We start from the raw sequence: 17600 nt of genomic DNA, 5'->3' as shown, positions 1-17600 counted from the left end.
CCGCAGGCTTATTCCCGCTTGAGGACCGCCAATTACTATGTCCATGACTCCCCGCGAAATCGTCCATGAACTCAATCGCCATATCATCGGCCAGGACGATGCCAAGCGCGCCGTTGCCATCGCCCTGCGTAACCGCTGGCGCCGGATGCAACTGCCCGAAGAATTGCGCGTTGAAGTAACCCCCAAGAACATCCTGATGATCGGCCCGACCGGTGTCGGTAAAACCGAGATCGCCCGGCGCCTGGCCAAGCTGGCCAATGCTCCGTTCATCAAGGTCGAAGCCACCAAGTTCACCGAAGTGGGCTATGTGGGCCGTGACGTCGAGTCGATCATTCGTGACCTGGCCGACGCTGCCCTGAAGCTGCTGCGCGAACAGGAAATGACCAAGGTCAGCCATCGCGCCGAAGACGCCGCTGAAGAACGCATCCTCGACGCCTTGCTGCCACCGGCACGCATGGGCTTCAACGAAGACGCCGCGCCAAGCTCGGATTCCAATACCCGCCAGCTGTTCCGCAAGCGCCTGCGTGAAGGCCAGCTGGACGACAAGGAAATCGAGATTGAAGTCGCCGAAGTGTCCGGCGTCGACATCTCCGCACCGCCTGGCATGGAAGAAATGACCAGCCAGTTGCAGAACCTGTTCGCCAACATGGGCAAGGGCAAGAAGAAAAGCCGCAAGCTCAAGGTGAAGGAAGCGCTGAAACTGGTGCGTGACGAAGAGGCCGGGCGCCTGGTCAATGAGGAAGAACTCAAGGCCAAGGCCCTGGAAGCAGTCGAGCAGCACGGCATCGTGTTCATCGACGAGATCGACAAGGTGGCCAAGCGCGGCAATTCCGGCGGCGTCGACGTGTCCCGCGAAGGCGTGCAGCGCGACCTGCTGCCGCTGATCGAAGGTTGCACCGTCAACACCAAGCTGGGCATGGTCAAGACCGACCACATCCTGTTTATCGCGTCCGGTGCCTTCCACCTGAGCAAGCCAAGCGACCTGGTGCCGGAGCTGCAAGGTCGCCTGCCGATTCGCGTTGAACTGAAAGCGCTGACGCCGGGCGATTTCGAACGCATCCTCAGCGAGCCGCACGCGTCGCTGACCGAGCAATACCGCGAGCTGCTGAAAACCGAAGGCCTGGGGATTGAGTTCCTGCCGGACGGTATCAAGCGTCTGGCGGAGATTGCCTGGCAGGTCAACGAGAAGACCGAGAACATCGGTGCCCGTCGCTTGCACACCCTGCTTGAGCGCCTGCTGGAGGAAGTGTCCTTCAGTGCCGGCGACATGGCGGGCGCGCAGAATGGCGTGGCAATCAAGATCGACGCCGACTACGTCAACAGCCACCTGGGCGAATTGGCGCAGAACGAAGATCTGTCTCGTTATATCCTGTAAGCCTCACGCAGGAACCGCTCTGCTTTAATGTGGGAGCGGGCTTGCTCGCGAATGCGGTGGGTCAGTCACAATTGCATGAACTGACCCACCGCATTCGCGAGCAAGCCCGCTCCCACAGTTTAAAGCCGGTTCCTTCAGGATCATCTCTGAGCGGTTCCCCAAATGACCAAACTGCCTACCGCCATCAACCTGCACAAAGCCTCCAGGACCCTGGGCCTCACCTACGGTCCCGACGAGGTGTATCAACTGCCCGCCGAATTCCTTCGCGTGCACTCCCCCTCCGCCGAGGTCCAGGGCCACGGCAAACCGATCCTGCAATTCGGCAAGCTCAATGTCGGCTTGACCAAGATCGAACCCGCCGGCCAATACGCACTGAAATTGACCTTCGACGATGGCCATGACAGCGGATTGTTCACCTGGGACTACCTCTATCAACTTGCCGTGCGTCAGGACGCGCTGTGGGCTGACTATCTTGCCGAGCTGAAAGCCGCCGGAAAAACCCGCGACCCGAGCCAGTCGGTCGTGCGGCTGATGCTCTAGCCCAGGCCTCTTGCTCATTAGTGGGCATTTTCTAATTCCATCTGCTTGAATGCCCCTCTGTCGTGGCCAACGATTGGCCCGCTTGCGAAAAAAATTAAACTCGGGTAACCAATGGAACTGGCAAGTTCCCTGCATTTGACGATGCGGTATTAACGGTCACCCGAGCAGTAGTACCAGGCTGTGCTGTGTGGCAAGTAGTGGTACACAGCGGTACCCGGTACTCGTCTGTCGGACAATGGAGCGTCGTAGATGAGTAACAAGAACAACGATGACTTGAAACGCCAGGCCTCGGAAAACACCCTGGGGCTGAACCCGATCATCGCGTTACGGAAAAAGGATTTACTGGCATCCGCTCGGATGGTGCTGACCCAGGCCATCAAACAACCGTTGCACAGCGTCAAGCATGTCGCCCATTTCGGCGTCGAATTGAAGAACGTGGTGTTCGGCAAATCACAGCTGACACCCGAGGCCGACGACCGTCGTTTCAACGACCCGGCGTGGACCCAGAACCCGCTCTACAAACGTTACCTGCAAACCTACCTGGCGTGGCGCAAGGAGCTGCACGACTGGATCGGTGACAGCAACCTGTCGGAACACGACATCAGCCGCGGCCACTTCGTCATCAACCTGATGACCGAGGCCATGGCGCCCACCAACAGCGCGGCCAACCCGGCGGCGGTCAAACGCTTCTTTGAAACCGGCGGCAAGAGCCTGCTGGATGGCCTGTCCCACCTGGCCAAGGACATGGTGCACAACGGCGGCATGCCGAGCCAGGTCAACATGGGCGCCTTTGAAGTGGGCAAGAGCCTGGGCACCACCGAAGGCGCCGTAGTGTTTCGCAACGATGTGCTGGAGCTGATCCAGTACCGGCCGATCACCGAGCAGGTGCACGAACGCCCGCTGCTGGTGGTGCCGCCGCAGATCAACAAGTTCTATGTATTCGACCTGAGCCCGGACAAGAGCCTGGCGCGCTTCTGCCTGCGCAATAACCAGCAGACGTTTATCGTCAGTTGGCGCAACCCGACCAAGGCCCAGCGCGAGTGGGGCCTGTCGACCTACATCGAGGCGCTGAAAGAAGCGGTCGATGTGGTGAGCGCGATCACCGGCAGCAAAGACATCAACATGCTCGGCGCCTGCTCCGGCGGCATCACCTGCACCGCCCTGCTGGGCCACTACGCGGCGCTGGGCGAGAAGAAGGTCAACGCCCTGACCCTGCTGGTGAGCGTGCTGGACACCACCCTGGACACCCAGGTGGCGTTGTTCGTCGACGAACAGACCCTGGAAGCGGCCAAGCGCCATTCCTACCAGGCCGGTGTGCTGGAAGGCCGCGACATGGCCAAGGTGTTTGCCTGGATGCGCCCCAATGACCTGATCTGGAACTACTGGGTCAACAACTACCTGCTGGGCAACGAGCCACCGGTGTTCGACATCCTGTTCTGGAACAACGACACCACCCGCTTGCCGGCCGCGTTCCATGGCGACCTGATCGAACTGTTCAAGAACAATCCCTTGGTGCGGGCCAATGCCCTGGAAGTGTGCGGCACGCCGATCGACCTGAAGCAGGTCACTGCCGATATTTATTCTTTGGCCGGCACCAACGACCACATCACACCGTGGCAGTCCTGCTACAAGTCGGCGCAGCTGTTTGGCGGCAAGGTGGAGTTTGTGCTGTCCAGCAGCGGGCATATCCAGAGCATTCTGAACCCGCCGGGCAATCCAAAATCGCGTTACCAGACCAGCGATACGATGCCGGGCAAGGCCCTGGACTGGCAGGAGAACGCCACCAAGCACACCGATTCGTGGTGGTTGCATTGGCAGGCGTGGCAGGCGGAGCGGTCGGGCAAGTTGAAGAAGGCGCCTGCGAACCTGGGCAACAAGACTTATGCAGCGGCGGAAGCGGCGCCGGGCACATACGTTCACGAAAGGTAGGCGGGAATGGGATCAAATGTGGGAGCTGGCTTGCCTGCGATGGCATCAACTCGGTGTGCCTGATACACCGTAGCGTCTGCATCGCAGGCAAGCCAGCTCCCACATTGACCGTGTTCCCGCAGGGAAATAGCGCCATTTTGCAGGGTAAGCCCATGCCGCAACCGTTCATCTTCCGTACCATCGACCTGGATGGCCAAGCCATCCGCACGGCGGTACGCCCGGGCAAGCCTCACTTGACGCCGCTGCTGATTTTCAACGGCATCGGCGCCAACCTTGAGCTGGTGTTTCCGTTCGTCCAGGCCCTGGACCCGGACCTGGAAGTGATTGCCTTTGATGTGCCAGGCGTCGGCGGCTCGTCGACCCCCAGCCGGCCTTATCGCTTTCCCGGCCTGGCCAAACTCACCGCGCGCATGCTCGATTACCTGGACTATGGCCAGGTCAACGCGGTGGGCGTTTCCTGGGGCGGCGCGCTGGCGCAGCAGTTCGCCTATGACTATCCGGAACGCTGCAAGAAGCTGATTCTGGCCGCCACCGCCGCCGGTGCCTTCATGGTGCCGGGCAAGCCGAAGGTCTTGTGGCTGATGGCCAGCCCCCGGCGTTATATCCAACCGTCCCACGTGGTGCGCATTGCACCGATGATCTACGGCGGCTCCTTCCGTCGGGATTCGAAACTGGCCGCCGAACACGCGAGCAAAGTGCGTTCGGCGGGCAAGCTGGGTTACTACTGGCAACTGTTCGCCGGGCTTGGCTGGACCAGCATCCACTGGCTGCACAAGATCAAGCAGCCGACCCTGGTGCTGGCCGGCGACGACGACCCGCTGATCCCGCTGATCAACATGCGCATGCTGGCCTGGCGTATTCCCAACGCCCAATTGCACATCATCGACGACGGCCATCTGTTCCTGATTACCCGGGCCGAGGCCGTGGCGCCGATCATCATGAAGTTTCTCCAGGAGGAACGCCTGAGGGCGGTGATTCACCCGCAACCCGCACTTTAGACGGCGGTGGTCAGGACGACCGCGCCGCGCAACTTGGCCAGAACCGACTATGGTTCTGAATTGGCGTGCTTGTTGATGGCTTGACGAAGGAGTGTTGGCGCATGCGAGAAAGACCCGTATCGAACCCGGTGCCCACACCCGCCGCGTTCATCAATATTGAAAGTGCGATCACCGGCCTGCGCGGCCGGGATTTGCTCTCGACCCTGCGCAGCGTCGCCGCACACGGCTTGCGCAATCCGGTGCACACCGCCCGCCACGCCCTGAAGTTGGGCGGGCAATTGGGCCGCGTGCTGCTCGGGGAAACGGTGCACGAGCCGAACCCGAAGGACAGCCGCTTCGCCGACCCGACCTGGCAGCTCAACCCGTTTTATCGGCGCAGCCTGCAAGCCTACCTGAGCTGGCAAAAACAAACCCGCCACTGGATCGACGACAGCAACCTCAGCGCCGACGACCGGGCGCGGGCGCACTTTGCCTTTGCCCTGCTCAACGATGCGGTGTCGCCATCCAACACCCTGCTCAACCCGCTGGCGATCAAGGAGCTGCTCAACTCCGGCGGCAACAGCGTGGTGCGTGGCGTCAGCAACCTGTTCGACGACCTGCTGCACAACAACGGCTTGCCGCGCCAGGTCACCAAGCAGGCCTTTGAAGTCGGCAAGACGGTGGCCACCACACCCGGTTCGGTGGTGTTTCGCAATGAACTGCTGGAGCTGATCCAGTACAAGCCCATGAGCGAAAAACAGTACGCCAAGCCGCTGCTGGTGGTGCCGCCGCAAATCAACAAGTACTACATTTTCGACCTGAGCCCGAACAACAGCTTCGTCCAGTTCGCCCTGAAAAATGGCCTGCAAGTGTTTATGGTCAGCTGGCGCAACCCGGATGTACGCCACCGCGAATGGGGCTTGTCCACCTACGTCGCGGCTTTGGAAGAAGCGCTGAACGTAACCCGCGCAATCACCGGCGCCCGTGAGGTCAACCTGATGGGCGCCTGCGCCGGTGGCCTGACCATCGCCGCGCTGCAAGGCCATCTGCAGGCCAAGCGCCAGCTGCGCCGCATCTCCAGCGCCAGCTACCTGGTGAGCCTGCTGGACAGCCAGATCGACAGCCCCGCCACCCTGTTCGCCGACGAACAGACGCTGGAAGCCGCCAAGCGCCGCTCTTACCAGCAAGGCGTACTCGACGGCCGGGACATGGCCAAGGTATTCGCCTGGATGCGTCCCAACGACCTGATCTGGAACTACTGGATCAACAATTACCTGCTGGGCAAGGAACCGCCGGCCTTCGACATCCTGTACTGGAACAACGACAACACCCGCCTGCCCGCCGCGCTGCACGGCGACTTGCTGGACTTCTTCAAGCACAACCCGCTGAGCCACCCCGGCGGCCTGGAGGTGTGCGGCACGCCCGTCGACTTACAGAAAGTCACGGTGGACAGCTTCAGCGTGGGCGGCATCAACGACCACATCACGCCGTGGGACGCGGTGTACCGCTCCACCCAGCTGCTGGGCGGCGACAAGCGCTTCATTCTGTCCAACAGCGGGCATGTTCAGAGCATCCTCAACCCGCCGGGCAACCCCAAGGCCAACTACGTCGAGAACCTCAAGCTGAGCAGCGACCCGCGCGCCTGGTACTACGACGCCAATCATGTCGAGGGCAGCTGGTGGCCCAACTGGCTGGCGTGGATCCAGCAGCGCTCCGGTGTGCAGCGCGAAACACTGACCGCCCTGGGCAACCAGAATTACCCACCGATGGAAGCGGCGCCGGGCACCTATGTGCGAGTCCGCTGAGCCCCACGACGACTTTAAGAAGACTGGATGAAGACCCGCGACCGTATCCTTGAATGTGCCTTGCAGTTGTTCAACCACAAGGGCGAGCCGAACGTGTCGACCATGGAGGTGGCCAATGAAATGGGGATCAGCCCCGGCAATCTCTATTACCACTTCCATGGCAAGGAACCGTTGGTGCTCGGGCTGTTCGAGCGCTTTCAAAACGAATTGGCGCCGTTGCTCGATCCGCCGGAAGACGCACAACTGGCGGCCGAGGATTACTGGCTGTTCCTGCACCTGATCGTGGAGCGCATGGCGCACTATCGGTTTCTGTTCCAGGACCTGTCGAACCTGGCGGGCCGCCTGCCGAAATTGGCCAAGGGCATCCGCAACCTGCTGACGGCGCTCAAGCGCACGCTGGCCTCGTTGCTGGCCCGCCTCAAGACGGATGGGCAACTGGTCAGTGAAACCCAGGCGCTGGGGCAGTTGGTGGAACAGATCACCATGACCTTGCTGTTTTCCCTGGACTACCAGCGGATTCTCGACCGAGCAGGTGAGGTGCGGGTGGTGGTGTACCAGATCATGATGCTGGTGGCCCCGCATCTGCTGATGCCGGCGAGGCTGGCGACAGAGAGGTTGGCGCTGCGCTACCTGGACGACGCGGACTAAAATGTGGGAGCGGGCTTGCTCGCGAAAGCGGAGTGTCAGTCAGCACATGTGTGACTGATCCACCGCTTTCGCGAGCAAGCCCGCTCCCACATTGGATTTGTGTTGTTCTGTAGATTCCATAAAAAACGCCCGACCTTCGCAGGCCGGGCGTTTTTATGTGTCCCGTAAAAATCAGGACTGACTGGTAGGCGTCGGGCTTGCCGGCGTTGCAGTCGGGGTAGCAGCAGGCGTCGGTGGCGTGACCGAGTTGGTCGCCGGCGCTGCAGTTGCAGGCTTGGCCGCTACCGCTGGCTTCGGCGCTGCTGGCTTTTTGGCTACGGCAGGCTTCTTCGCCGCAGCCGGTTTTGCAGCTGGCTTGGCCGCTGCAGGTTTTGCAGCCGCAGGCTTGGCGGCGGGTTTGGCAGCAACCGGCTTGGCTGCAGGTTTCGCAGCGGCTGGCTTGGCAGCAGCAGGTTTGGCGGCAGCGGTTTTCGCCGCTGGCTTGGCTGCTGCTTTTGCTGCCGGCTTGGCTGCAGGTTTCGCCGCAGGTTTTGCAGCTGCTTTAGCGGCCACTGGTTTAGCGGCAGGCTTGGCGGCCGGTTTAGCCGCTGCGGTTTTCGCCGCAGGCTTGGCAGCCGGTTTTGCAGCAGCTTTGGCCGGCGCCTTGGCGGCTGGCTTGGCTGCCGGTTTGGCGGCGGCCTTGACCAGCGGTTTAGCGGCGGTTTTAGCAGCAGGCTTGGCCGCGGCAGTTTTTGCGGCAGGCTTGGCAGCCGGTTTAGCCGCTGCAGTTTTAGCCGCAACTGGCGCAGCTTTCAGGCCGGTGAGTTTTTCGATTTGTCTGGTCAAGGTATCGACCTTGCTGTGCAGCGCTTTCACTTCAGTACGGCTAGGTACGCCCAGTCGCGAAATGGCACTGTTCAGGCGCTTGTCAAAAGCCCCTTCCAGTTCGCCCCACTTGTCGCTGATACGTGATTTGGCAGAACCGGCGGAAGCCTTTGCCGCATCGACTTGTTTACCCACTGTGCTCTTGGTCAACTTCTCGGCCTTCTCGCCGTCCTTAACCAAAGTCTCGAAGTATTTACCGCCGTCACTGCTCACCTTCGAGTACACGCCTAAACCGGCCAGCCAGATCTTGCGGGAGTATTTTTCAACTTCCCCGATCCACGAGCTGCCTTCTTTATCAGTAGTCTTTTTACCAGCCATCCCGTTGTCTCCTTAGTGTTTACGCGCGACACGTTCGAGCAATGCCGTCAGCTCATCGAGCTTAGCAGAGAGTGTCTCCACGTCATGTTTAGACGGAATGCCGATCCGATTCAAGGCACTTCCAACACGACTATCAAAAGCGCTTTCAACTTTATCCAGTTGCACTTCGACTCGACCTTTGATGCCGAAGACTTCGCTCTTGACTTGATCAATCTGACTGTTGGCTGCATCAAGTTGTTCAATCACAACTTTTTTGCCTTTACTTTCAACACGTTGACCAGTCTTAACCAGCTCTTTGAAGTACTCGGCGCCCTCGCTTCCGACCTTGGCGTAAGCCCCCAAACCGGCCAGCCAGATCTTGCGGGCATAGGATTTAACGTCAGTCAGGGCGTTAGTTCCGGTAGCAATTTTTTTCTTCAAAATAACTTTGGCCATGGTGCACCTCACGCATAAAGGGGGGAGGAACTGCCCACAGAAGTTGGGGGCTTGGGCACAAAGTAGGCAGAAAAATTAGAATCGGCACCCTAAGAAGGTCGCAAATCAGGCCAGGGCTTTATCCAGTGCCTTCTCGATTTCCGACTTGATGGTGCCACTCATGGCCGACATCAACAGGCCCAGCTCGACTTCAATCCGCAGGGAATCTTCCGCCACTTTCACGGTGCCTTTAACTCCCGAACGTTTGAGGTTCAGTGTGTCGCCGGCCCACGAAGACTCCAGGCCATATTGCTCCTTGAGTTTGCTCGCCAACTTGTCGGCTTTTTCTCGGGCAGCGTCTTTGCCCAGTGTGTGGGCACGTTCAACCTGTATACGGGCCATTTGAATGACTCCTCGTTATAGAGACTTGTCGACCCGCCATGCGGCAAAAGGTCTCGGTGACCACCTATCTTACCTTCAGCCTTGCCAAGACAAAGCATGCCTTGGGGATTAGAATGCCCCCATTCTCTTTTGGTGACAGCGATATGACTGATCAGCGCAAAGGCAGCGATGCCGAACCCACCACTCACTTCGGCTTCAAGAACGTCCCGGAAAGCCAGAAAGCGGAAAAAGTCGCCGAGGTGTTTCACTCGGTCGCCGCCAAGTACGACTTGATGAACGACGTGCTCTCCGGCGGCATGCACCGTCTGTGGAAGCGCTTCACCATTGAGTTGTCGGGTGTACGCACCGGCAACCGTGTGCTGGATATCGCCGGTGGTACGGGCGACCTGGCCGCCAAGTTCTCCAAGCTGGTGGGCCCCACCGGCCAAGTGGTACTGGCCGACATCAACGGCTCGATGCTCAAGGTCGGTCGTGATCGCCTGCTGGACAAAGGTGTGGCGGGCAATATCGAGTTCGTCCAGGCCGACGCTGAAAAGCTGCCGTTCCCGGACAACCACTTCGACTGCGTGACCATCGCCTTCGGCCTGCGTAACGTGACCCACAAGGAAGACGCACTGCGCTCGATGCTGCGCGTACTCAAGCCCGGCGGTCGCCTGCTGGTGCTGGAGTTCTCCAAGCCGACCAACGCACTGATGTCCAAGGTCTACGACACCTACTCGTTCGCCTTCATGCCGTTGATGGGCAAGCTGATCACCAATGACGCCGAAAGCTACCGCTACCTGGCCGAATCGATCCGCATGCACCCGAACCAGGAAACCCTGAAGTCGATGATGGTAGAGGCCGGTTTCGACCGCGTGACCTACCACAACATGACCTCGGGCATCGTCGCCCTGCACCGCGGCATCAAGCCCTGATGCTGTTCGCAGGCCTTCTCGCCAGCGTCGAACACGGCCTCAACCGTGTACTGCGCCTGGACAGCACCGCCCTGGCACGGCTGGCGCACCTGAACGGCAGGATCATCGCCGTCGACTGCACCAGCCCCGCCTTGCAGCTGTTTATCCTGCCCAGCGATGAAGGCCTGTTGCTGGCGTCCCACTGGGCCGCCGACGCCGACTGCACCCTGCGTGCTTCCGGCTCAAGCCTGCTGCGCCTGGCCCTGAGCCGGGACAAGACGGCGATCCTCCACGGCCCGGACGTGGAACTTGAAGGCGACAGCGCGGTGCTGATGGACCTGGCCGCCGTGCTGCAAGACCTGGAACTGGACTGGGAATACGAGCTGTCACGTTGGCTCGGCCCGGTGGCCACCCAACTGATCAGCGGTCATCTGCGCAGCCGTACGCGCTGGTACCAGCAGGGTTTCGCCAGCCTGAACCAGAACCTCGCCGAATACCTGAGCGAAGAATCGCGCACCCTGGTCGGACAACGGGAAGCGGAAGCGCGCTTTCGCGAACTCGACCAGGCCAAACTCGACCTGGAACGACTTGAGGCGCGCTTCGAGCGCCTGAGCCGCTCCCTTGATTCAAGCGATAACGCATGAAGCTGCTCGCCGTCCGCCGTTTGTTTCGTATCCAGCGCGTCGTAATCCGCTACCGCCTCGATGACCTGCTGTTCGCCCTGCCGCTGCCGTGGTTTCTGCTGGCGGTGCGCTATGTGCTGCCGTGGCGCTGGTTCCCGCGCAAGACCCTCGAGCTGAGCCGTGGCGCGCGCCTGCGCCTGGCGTTGCAGGACCTGGGGCCGATCTTCATCAAGTTCGGGCAGATCCTCTCCACCCGCCGCGACCTGTTGCCCGAAGACATCGCCGACGAACTGATGCTGTTGCAGGACCGCGTGCCGCCGTTCGACTCGCAACTGGCAGTCACGCTGATTGAAGAACAGCTGGGCAAGAAGATCAGCGAAGTCTTCAGCCGCTTCGACATCGCGCCGCTGGCCTCGGCCTCGGTGGCCCAGGTGCATGCCGCGCAACTGAAAAGCGGCGAAGAAGTGGTGGTGAAGGTGATCCGCCCGGGCCTCAAGCCGATCATCGGCCAGGACCTGGCGTGGCTGTTCATCCTCGCCCGCGCCGCCGAGCGCTTCTCTGCCGATGCGCGCCTGCTGCACCCGGTGGACGTGGTGCTGGACTACGAAAAAACCATCTACGACGAACTCGACCTGCTGCGCGAAGCGGCCAACGCCAGCCAGCTCAAGCGCAACTTCGAAGGCTCGCAGCTGCTGTACGTGCCGCAAGTCTATTGGGACTGGTGCCGCCCGAAAGTGCTGGTGATGGAGCGCATCTACGGCGTGCAGGTCACCGACCTCGCGACCCTGGCCGACCAGCGCACCGACATGAAGATGCTTGCCGAGCGCGGCGTGGAAATTTTCTTCACCCAGGTATTCCGCGACAGCTTCTTCCATGCCGACATGCACCCCGGCAACATCTTCGTCAGCACCGTGAACCCGTGGAGCCCGCAGTACATTGCGATCGACTGCGGCATCGTCGGCAGCCTGACCCCGGAAGACCAGGATTACCTGGCGCGCAACCTGTTCGCTTTCTTCAAGCGTGATTACCGCCGCGTGGCGCAGTTGCACATCGATTCGGGCTGGGTGCCGGCCGAAACCAAGCTCAACGAATTCGAAGCGGCGATCCGCACTGTGTGCGAGCCGATCTTTGAAAAACCGTTAAAGGATATTTCCTTCGGTCAGGTGCTGATGCGTCTGTTCCAGACGGCGCGGCGCTTCAATATGGAAGTGCAGCCGCAGTTGGTACTGTTGCAAAAGACCCTGCTGAACATCGAAGGCCTGGGCCGCCAGCTGTACCCGGACCTCGACCTGTGGAACACCGCCCAGCCGTTCCTCGAGCGCTGGATGCGGGACCGTATCAGCCCGAAAACCCTGCTGGGCAACCTGCAAAGCCAGGTCGAGCAACTGCCGCACCTGGCCAACATGACCCGCGACCTGCTGGAGCGCATGTCCCAGCCCCACGCCAAGGACCCCGCACCGCCGTGGCACAAGCGCAAGGACGACTGGTTCCTGCGCCTGCTGGGCGCCGCGCACCTGGTGGGCGGTACGATACTGGCCGCCGGCGGGCCGCTGAATGAACTGGGCCACTGGCCGGCCGGCATCATGGTCGCGGTGGGCGTGTATCTGATCGTGCGTCGATAGCCAATCCGGTTATACACTGTCGCAAATTGCCGGAGCCGAAAATGAAAGACTGGCTGGACGAGATCAAGTGGGACAGTGACGGCCTGGTGCCGGCCATTGCCCAGGACTACAAGACCGGGCGCGTGCTGATGATGGCCTGGATGAACCGCGAGGCCCTGAGCCTGACCGCCGCCGAGAACCGCGCCATCTACTGGTCACGTTCCCGTGGCAAACTGTGGCGCAAGGGCGAAGAGTCCGGGCACGTGCAAACCCTGCATGAGATGCGCATCGACTGCGATGCCGATGTGGTGATCCTCAAGGTCGAGCAGATCGGCGATATCGCCTGTCACACCGGCCGTCACAGCTGCTTCTACCGCGTGTTCCAGAACGGCGAGTGGAAGACCGTCGAGCCCGTGCTCAAAGACCCGCACGCTATCTATTCGGCAGGACACTGAACATGAGCGATACCCTCAACCGTGTGGCCCAGGTGCTGGAAGACCGCAAAGGCGCGGACGCCGACAGCTCCTACGTCGCCAGCCTGTACCACAAGGGTCTGAACAAGATCCTGGAAAAACTCGGCGAAGAATCCGTCGAGACGATTATTGCGGCCAAGGACGCGCAAATCAGCGGCGACTGCAGCGACGTGATCTACGAAACTGCCGACTTGTGGTTCCACAGTCTGGTCATGCTCGCCCAACTGGGGCAGCATCCACAGGCAGTGCTTGATGAACTGGACCGTCGCTTCGGCTTGTCCGGGCATGCCGAAAAGGCCTCGCGCCCGTCCGCCTGACCAACTTTTACAGAGGAATTGCAGCATGGGCATTTTTGACTGGAAACACTGGATCGTCATTCTTGTGGTCGTTGTGCTGGTGTTCGGCACCAAGAAACTGAAAAACCTCGGCACCGACGTCGGTGAATCGATCAAGGGCTTTCGCAAGGCCATGAACGACGACGAAAAGCCTGCCGACCCGGCCGTCAATCCGGTGCCACCGGCGCAGCCTGTACACCCGCAGGCCACTCAGCCGATCACTGAACGTCGCACCTTCGACGTGCAGGCCGAGCACGTCAAAGAGCAGAACCAAAAAGACTCGTGAGTACTGAATAATGTTTGGTATCAGCTTCTCTGAACTGCTGCTCGTCGGCCTCGTGGCCCTGCTGGTACTGGGGCCGGAACGCCTGCCCGGTGCCGCGCGCACGGCCGGCCTGTGGATCGGGCGCCTGAAACGCAGTTTCAACGCCATCAAACAGGAAGTTGAACGGGAAATCGGCGCCGACGAGATTCGCCGGCAACTGCACAACGAACACATTCTGTCGTTGGAGCAGGAGGCACGGAAGATTCTCTCGCCGGTGCAGGAAACGCCCAAGCCGGTCGAGCCTGTGGCCGAGCATTCGATTGCTCCGCCCGCCGCACCCGCGTCTGCACCGGTCGCTGAACCCGTGCACGCCGTCGAGCCTGCGCCCACTGCGCCCGTGACCCCGACCGAACCCGCGCCGACACCTGCCGTGTCGCCCGCGCCCCACGACCCTACATTGCCGCCGCGAGCCCCATGAGCGCTGATAAACCGGAAACCGACCAGCACATGCCACTGGTCTCGCACCTCACCGAGTTGCGCACCCGCCTGCTGCGCTGTGTCGCGGCGATCTTCATCATCTTTGCCGGGCTGTTTGCCTTCACCCAGCAGATCTACACCTTCGTCTCCACGCCGCTGCGCGACTACTTGCCGGCTGGCGCGACGATGATCGCCACCGACGTGTCATCGCCGTTCCTCACGCCGTTGAAGCTGACGATGATGGTTTCGCTGTTCCTGGCGATCCCGGTGATCCTGCATCAGATCTGGGGCTTTATCGCGCCGGGCCTGTACAAGCATGAAAAACGCATCGCCGTGCCGCTGCTGGTGTCGAGCATCCTGCTGTTCTACACCGGGATGGCCTTCGCCTACTTCCTGGTGTTCCCGCTGATCTTCAAGTTCTTCGCCGCCGCCACCCCGGCCGGCGTGGAAATGATGACCGACATCACCAGCTACCTCGACTTCGTGATGACGCTGTTCTTCGCCTTCGGCGTGGCGTTCGAAATCCCGGTGGCCGTGGTGCTGCTGGTGTGGATCGGCGTGGTCGACGTCAAATACCTGAAGAAGATCCGCCCGTACGTGATCATCGGCTGCTTCGTGGTCGGCATGATCCTGACCCCGCCGGACATCTTCTCCCAGACCCTGCTGGCCGTACCCATGTGGATGCTGTTCGAGATTGGCATCCTGTTTGGCAGCCTGGTGAGCAAGCGTGGCGATCACCCCGATGACCAACCCGCCGACGACGACCAGCCGCCAGCGACCCAGCCGTGAACCTGCTGCTGCTTGAGGAGGCCGACTTTATCGCGGCCGACCGGGTGGTGCTGCGTGATCGGCGCCTGGTGCATATGCAGGAAGTCCACCGTGCCGCCGTAGGCGACAGCCTGCGGGTCGGACGGATTGGCGGGTTGATGGGCAACGCGCAGTTGCTGCGCCTGGAAGCCCGGGAAGCCGAGCTGGAAGTGACCTTCGACCAGCCGCCGCCGGCCAAACTGCCCCTGACCCTGCTGCTGGCCCTGCCCCGTCCGAAAATGCTGCGCCGGGTTCTGCAAACCGTGGCGTCCATGGGCGTGCCGCGAGTGGTGCTGGTGAACAGCTATCGCGTGGAAAAAAGCTTCTGGCAGACGCCGTTCCTGGAGCCGGAAGCGATTCGCGAGCAATTGATCCTCGGCCTGGAACAGGCCCGGGACACGGTGCTGCCCGAGATCGTGATCGAAAAGCGCTTCAAGCCATTCGTCGAAGACCGCCTGCCCGCCATGGCGCAAGGCACCCTCGGCCTGATTGGTCACCCCGGCGACTATCCGCCCTGCCCTCGCGGGCTGGATGAACCGGTCACCCTGGCCATCGGGCCGGAAGGCGGCTGGATTCCCTACGAGGTGGACCTGCTGGCCAAGGCCGGGTTGCAGCCGGTGCAACTCGGCGCGCGCATCCTGAGAGTCGAAACCGCCGTCACCGCGCTGCTCGCCCGCCTTTTCTAACACCGCCCTCTCCTGTAGGAGCGAGCTTGCTCGCGAAAAACTCAAGGACACCGCGCTCACTCAGAATGCCCGCGTTATCGTTGACGACCTTCGCGAGCAAGCTCGCTCCTACAGAAACATCCGAATCTGCCGATACGCTCTGAATAAGTCCAAGCCTTGTTCCAGGGGAGTTCGCAGCATGTATCGTTGGTTAGCCGAGAAACTGGGGAATGTCAGCGTCAACCGCAAGCTGAGCATAGGCTTCGGCCTGGTATTGGTCTTGACCCTATTGATCACCTTCACCGGCTGGACCGGCCTCAGCGGCGTGATCAGCCGTGGCGACAAGCTGGGCTACATCTCCAGCCTCAACGGGCTGACCAAGGACCTGCGCCTGGCGCGACTGGACTTCGAAATGCGCCGTGGCGAACAAGGCACCAGCGCGGTCAACGACCTGATCACCCAGCTGGACAGTGGCCTGAAAACCGCCGCAGACCTGATCGAGCAACCCGACGACAAGCTCGTGGTAGAGCAGCAACAGGATGCCTTGGGCCAATACAAAAAAGCCTTCGGCGCCATGGTGCAGGCCGGCCTCAAGCGTGAAGGCGCCCGCAGCAAACTGGGCGATACCGCCGACAACGCCGTCGCGAAAATCAACGAAGTGGAAAAATCCCTGCTGCAAGGCGACAGCGTCACCCTGTTCAACAGCGTGGTCGACCTGAGCAAACTGATCCAGCAAGCGCGCTTCCAGGTGCGCGGCTACACCTACAGCGGCAAGGTCGAGGCCGAACAACCGGCCCTGGATGCCATCGACAACGCCCTGAAGAAAATCACCGACCTCAACGACCCGTTGCCCGAGCAATATCGGGCCAACCTGCAAGAAGCCAGCGTCTCGCTGCAGGCCTACCGCGCCGCCGTGAGCCAGTACCGCGACTCCCAGGTGGCCAGTGCCGCCGCGATGAAAATCATGGGCGAGCAGGGCGATATCCTGCTCGACCGCAGTAACAAACTCACCACTTCGCAAACCGTGGTGCGTGATACCGATGCCGCCCACGCCAAGAACCTGCTGTTACTGGCCACCGCCCTCGCGCTGGCGTTTGGTGTACTCGCCGCCTGGGCCATTACCCGGCAGATCGTGATTCCACTGAACCAGACCCTCAAAGTCGCCGAGCGCGTGGCGTCCGGCGACCTGAGCCACAACCTGATCTCCCGGCGCCAGGATGAACTGGGGCAACTGCAACGGTCGATGCAAAGCATGACCGTGGGCCTGCGGGAGCTGATTGGCGGTATCAGCGACGGCGTCACCCAGATCGCCAGTGCCGCCGAGCAGCTATCGGCCGTTACCGAGCAGACCAGCGCCGGGGTCAACAGCCAGAAGGTCGAGACCGACCAGGTGGCCACCGCCATGAACGAAATGGCCGCTACCGTGCAGGAAGTCGCCCGTAACGCTGAAGAAGCCTCGGAAGCCGCCGTAGCCGCCGACCAACAGGCCCGTGAAGGCGACAAGGTGGTCGGCGAGGCCATCGCCCAGATCGAGCGCCTGGCCAGCGAGGTGGGCAACTCCACCGAAGCCATGGGCCATCTCAAGCGTGAGAGCGACAAGATCGGCAGTGTGCTGGACGTCATCAAGTCGGTGGCCCAGCAAACCAACCTGCTGGCCCTTAACGCAGCGATTGAAGCGGCGCGCGCCGGTGAAGCAGGACGCGGTTTTGCGGTGGTTGCCGATGAAGTGCGCAGCCTGGCCCAGCGGACGCAGAAGTCCACCGAGGAAATCGAAGAGTTGATCGTCGGCCTGCAAAGCGGCACCCAGCAGGTGGCAACCATCATGGACAACAGTCGCGGCCTGACCGACAGCAGCGTCGAGCTGACCCGTCGGGCCGGCAATGCCCTGGAGAACATCACCCGTACCGTCTCGGCGATCCAGGCGATGAACCAGCAGATCGCCACCGCCGCCGAGCAGCAAAGCGCCGTGGCCGAAGAGATCAACCGCAGCGTGCTCAACGTGCGGGACGTTTCCGAACAAACCTCGGCGGCCAGCGAAGAAACTGCGGCTTCCAGTGCAGAGCTGGCGCGCCTGGGGGTTTACCTGCAAAGCCTGGTAGGTCGCTTCAAGGTCTGACCCGCTTGCGGCGGCCATCAGGGCCGCCGCTCCGACAATATGTGAAATTTCCTACGCGTTTTTCAGGTCGTGG

Annotated in this window: 19 protein-coding genes and 1 pseudogene; 17 read left to right on the top strand and 3 right to left on the bottom strand. The window is 61.3% G+C overall.

Going from position 1 to position 17600, the window contains the following annotated elements; all coding sequences use genetic code 11:
* Window positions 1-37: 37 nt before the first annotated feature.
* The 6 genes from hslU (at window position 38) to ACIOMR_RS22255 (ending at window position 7274) form a co-directional block, all read left to right on the top strand.
* Window positions 38-1375 carry an ATP-dependent protease ATPase subunit HslU gene (gene hslU / locus ACIOMR_RS22280; protein ID WP_003209321.1) on the top strand — a complete coding sequence of 446 codons (1338 nt, stop codon included), beginning with the start codon at window positions 38-40 and terminating at the stop codon, window positions 1373-1375.
* 162 nt (window positions 1376-1537) lie between these two features.
* Window positions 1538-1915, top strand: coding sequence for a gamma-butyrobetaine hydroxylase-like domain-containing protein (locus ACIOMR_RS22275; protein WP_003209319.1), 378 nt, complete (start codon window positions 1538-1540; stop codon window positions 1913-1915).
* 249 nt (window positions 1916-2164) lie between these two features.
* Window positions 2165-3844, top strand: coding sequence for a class II poly(R)-hydroxyalkanoic acid synthase (phaC, locus tag ACIOMR_RS22270; RefSeq protein WP_003209318.1), 1680 nt, complete (start codon window positions 2165-2167; stop codon window positions 3842-3844).
* A gap of 152 nt (window positions 3845-3996) precedes the next feature.
* The gene (gene phaZ, locus ACIOMR_RS22265; protein WP_003209316.1) at window positions 3997-4842 is read left to right on the top strand and encodes a poly(3-hydroxyalkanoate) depolymerase; all 846 of its coding nucleotides are present in this window, start codon (window positions 3997-3999) and stop codon (window positions 4840-4842) included.
* Window positions 4843-4943: 101 nt separating this feature from the next.
* Window positions 4944-6626: a class II poly(R)-hydroxyalkanoic acid synthase gene (gene phaC / locus ACIOMR_RS22260; protein ID WP_003209314.1), complete on the top strand. Its 1683-nt coding sequence runs from the start codon at window positions 4944-4946 to the stop codon at window positions 6624-6626.
* A 27-nt stretch (window positions 6627-6653) separates the two neighbouring features.
* Window positions 6654-7274, top strand: a complete 621-nt coding sequence (locus ACIOMR_RS22255) for a TetR/AcrR family transcriptional regulator (protein ID WP_008439270.1) — start codon at window positions 6654-6656, stop codon at window positions 7272-7274.
* A gap of 171 nt (window positions 7275-7445) precedes the next feature.
* Here ACIOMR_RS22255 and ACIOMR_RS22250 read toward each other — a convergent pair whose 3' ends face one another.
* The 3 genes from ACIOMR_RS22250 to ACIOMR_RS22240 form a co-directional block, all read right to left on the bottom strand.
* A complete protein-coding gene (locus ACIOMR_RS22250; protein WP_102367937.1) occupies window positions 7446-8456 on the bottom strand; it encodes a phasin family protein in 1011 nt (336 codons plus the stop codon).
* Between the two features lie 12 nt (window positions 8457-8468).
* Complete coding sequence (locus ACIOMR_RS22245; RefSeq protein WP_401196409.1) at window positions 8469-8891, bottom strand: phasin family protein; 423 nt, start codon at window positions 8889-8891, stop codon at window positions 8469-8471.
* Between the two features lie 105 nt (window positions 8892-8996).
* A complete protein-coding gene (locus tag ACIOMR_RS22240; protein WP_008439272.1) occupies window positions 8997-9272 on the bottom strand; it encodes a polyhydroxyalkanoic acid system family protein in 276 nt (91 codons plus the stop codon).
* 143 nt (window positions 9273-9415) lie between these two features.
* On the opposite strand from ACIOMR_RS22240, the gene ubiE reads away from it, so the two are divergent.
* From ubiE to ACIOMR_RS22185, 11 genes and pseudogenes are all read left to right on the top strand, one after another.
* Window positions 9416-10186, top strand: coding sequence for a bifunctional demethylmenaquinone methyltransferase/2-methoxy-6-polyprenyl-1,4-benzoquinol methylase UbiE (gene ubiE, locus ACIOMR_RS22235; RefSeq protein WP_003209306.1), 771 nt, complete (start codon window positions 9416-9418; stop codon window positions 10184-10186).
* Entirely contained in the window at window positions 10186-10809 is a 624-nt protein-coding gene (locus ACIOMR_RS22230) for an SCP2 domain-containing protein (RefSeq protein WP_003209304.1), read from the top strand. The genes ubiE and ACIOMR_RS22230 overlap by 1 nt, the downstream gene beginning before the upstream one ends.
* The gene (gene ubiB, locus ACIOMR_RS22225; RefSeq protein WP_003209302.1) at window positions 10806-12410 is read left to right on the top strand and encodes a ubiquinone biosynthesis regulatory protein kinase UbiB; all 1605 of its coding nucleotides are present in this window, start codon (window positions 10806-10808) and stop codon (window positions 12408-12410) included. The genes ACIOMR_RS22230 and ubiB overlap by 4 nt, the downstream gene beginning before the upstream one ends.
* A gap of 41 nt (window positions 12411-12451) precedes the next feature.
* Window positions 12452-12844, top strand: a complete 393-nt coding sequence (hisI, locus tag ACIOMR_RS22220; RefSeq protein WP_003209300.1) for a phosphoribosyl-AMP cyclohydrolase — start codon at window positions 12452-12454, stop codon at window positions 12842-12844.
* A 2-nt stretch (window positions 12845-12846) separates the two neighbouring features.
* Window positions 12847-13179, top strand: a complete 333-nt coding sequence (locus tag ACIOMR_RS22215; RefSeq protein ID WP_003209299.1) for a phosphoribosyl-ATP diphosphatase — start codon at window positions 12847-12849, stop codon at window positions 13177-13179.
* Between the two features lie 25 nt (window positions 13180-13204).
* A complete protein-coding gene (locus tag ACIOMR_RS22210) occupies window positions 13205-13483 on the top strand; it encodes a twin-arginine translocase TatA/TatE family subunit (protein ID WP_003209298.1) in 279 nt (92 codons plus the stop codon).
* Window positions 13484-13493: 10 nt separating this feature from the next.
* Complete coding sequence (gene tatB / locus ACIOMR_RS22205; RefSeq protein ID WP_008439274.1) at window positions 13494-13940, top strand: Sec-independent protein translocase protein TatB; 447 nt, start codon at window positions 13494-13496, stop codon at window positions 13938-13940.
* Window positions 13937-14728 carry a twin-arginine translocase subunit TatC gene (tatC, locus tag ACIOMR_RS22200; RefSeq protein WP_026078063.1) on the top strand — a complete coding sequence of 264 codons (792 nt, stop codon included), beginning with the start codon at window positions 13937-13939 and terminating at the stop codon, window positions 14726-14728. The genes tatB and tatC overlap by 4 nt, the downstream gene beginning before the upstream one ends.
* Window positions 14725-15432 (top strand): 16S rRNA (uracil(1498)-N(3))-methyltransferase, encoded by a 708-nt coding sequence (locus ACIOMR_RS22195; protein WP_003209293.1) that lies wholly within the window; start codon window positions 14725-14727, stop codon window positions 15430-15432. Before tatC ends, ACIOMR_RS22195 begins: the two co-directional genes overlap by 4 nt.
* A gap of 178 nt (window positions 15433-15610) precedes the next feature.
* Window positions 15611-16669, top strand: a pseudogene (locus ACIOMR_RS22190) (methyl-accepting chemotaxis protein); the annotation flags it as partial.
* Window positions 16655-17527 (top strand): methyl-accepting chemotaxis protein, encoded by an 873-nt coding sequence (locus ACIOMR_RS22185; protein ID WP_371103578.1) that lies wholly within the window; start codon window positions 16655-16657, stop codon window positions 17525-17527. The pseudogene ACIOMR_RS22190 and the gene ACIOMR_RS22185, both read left to right, overlap by 15 nt.
* Window positions 17528-17600 lie beyond the last annotated feature (73 nt).

Origin of the sequence: Pseudomonas sp. NPDC087814, assembly GCF_044742865.1 — a bacterium.
Lineage (GTDB): Bacteria > Pseudomonadota > Gammaproteobacteria > Pseudomonadales > Pseudomonadaceae > Aquipseudomonas.
Note: the sequence above shows the minus strand (reverse complement) of the source record. Positions and strands in the feature narration are given on the sequence as shown.

Bases quoted from the DNA above. Each gene is read 5' to 3' on its own strand.
- hslU (WP_003209321.1), top strand. From the start codon at position 38: ATGTCCATGACTCCCCGCGAAATCGTCCATGAACTCAATCGCCATATC.
- ACIOMR_RS22275 (WP_003209319.1), top strand. From the start codon at position 1,538: ATGACCAAACTGCCTACCGCCATCAACCTGCACAAAGCCTCCAGGACC.
- phaC (WP_003209318.1), top strand. From the start codon at position 2,165: ATGAGTAACAAGAACAACGATGACTTGAAACGCCAGGCCTCGGAAAAC.
- phaZ (WP_003209316.1), top strand. From the start codon at position 3,997: ATGCCGCAACCGTTCATCTTCCGTACCATCGACCTGGATGGCCAAGCC.
- phaC (WP_003209314.1), top strand. From the start codon at position 4,944: ATGCGAGAAAGACCCGTATCGAACCCGGTGCCCACACCCGCCGCGTTC.
- ACIOMR_RS22255 (WP_008439270.1), top strand. From the start codon at position 6,654: ATGAAGACCCGCGACCGTATCCTTGAATGTGCCTTGCAGTTGTTCAAC.
- ACIOMR_RS22250 (WP_102367937.1), bottom strand. From the start codon at position 8,456: ATGGCTGGTAAAAAGACTACTGATAAAGAAGGCAGCTCGTGGATCGGG.
- ACIOMR_RS22245 (WP_401196409.1), bottom strand. From the start codon at position 8,891: ATGGCCAAAGTTATTTTGAAGAAAAAAATTGCTACCGGAACTAACGCC.
- ACIOMR_RS22240 (WP_008439272.1), bottom strand. From the start codon at position 9,272: ATGGCCCGTATACAGGTTGAACGTGCCCACACACTGGGCAAAGACGCT.
- ubiE (WP_003209306.1), top strand. From the start codon at position 9,416: ATGACTGATCAGCGCAAAGGCAGCGATGCCGAACCCACCACTCACTTC.
- ACIOMR_RS22230 (WP_003209304.1), top strand. From the start codon at position 10,186: ATGCTGTTCGCAGGCCTTCTCGCCAGCGTCGAACACGGCCTCAACCGT.
- ubiB (WP_003209302.1), top strand. From the start codon at position 10,806: ATGAAGCTGCTCGCCGTCCGCCGTTTGTTTCGTATCCAGCGCGTCGTA.
- hisI (WP_003209300.1), top strand. From the start codon at position 12,452: ATGAAAGACTGGCTGGACGAGATCAAGTGGGACAGTGACGGCCTGGTG.
- ACIOMR_RS22215 (WP_003209299.1), top strand. From the start codon at position 12,847: ATGAGCGATACCCTCAACCGTGTGGCCCAGGTGCTGGAAGACCGCAAA.
- ACIOMR_RS22210 (WP_003209298.1), top strand. From the start codon at position 13,205: ATGGGCATTTTTGACTGGAAACACTGGATCGTCATTCTTGTGGTCGTT.
- tatB (WP_008439274.1), top strand. From the start codon at position 13,494: ATGTTTGGTATCAGCTTCTCTGAACTGCTGCTCGTCGGCCTCGTGGCC.
- tatC (WP_026078063.1), top strand. From the start codon at position 13,937: ATGAGCGCTGATAAACCGGAAACCGACCAGCACATGCCACTGGTCTCG.
- ACIOMR_RS22185 (WP_371103578.1), top strand. From the start codon at position 16,655: ATGCAAAGCATGACCGTGGGCCTGCGGGAGCTGATTGGCGGTATCAGC.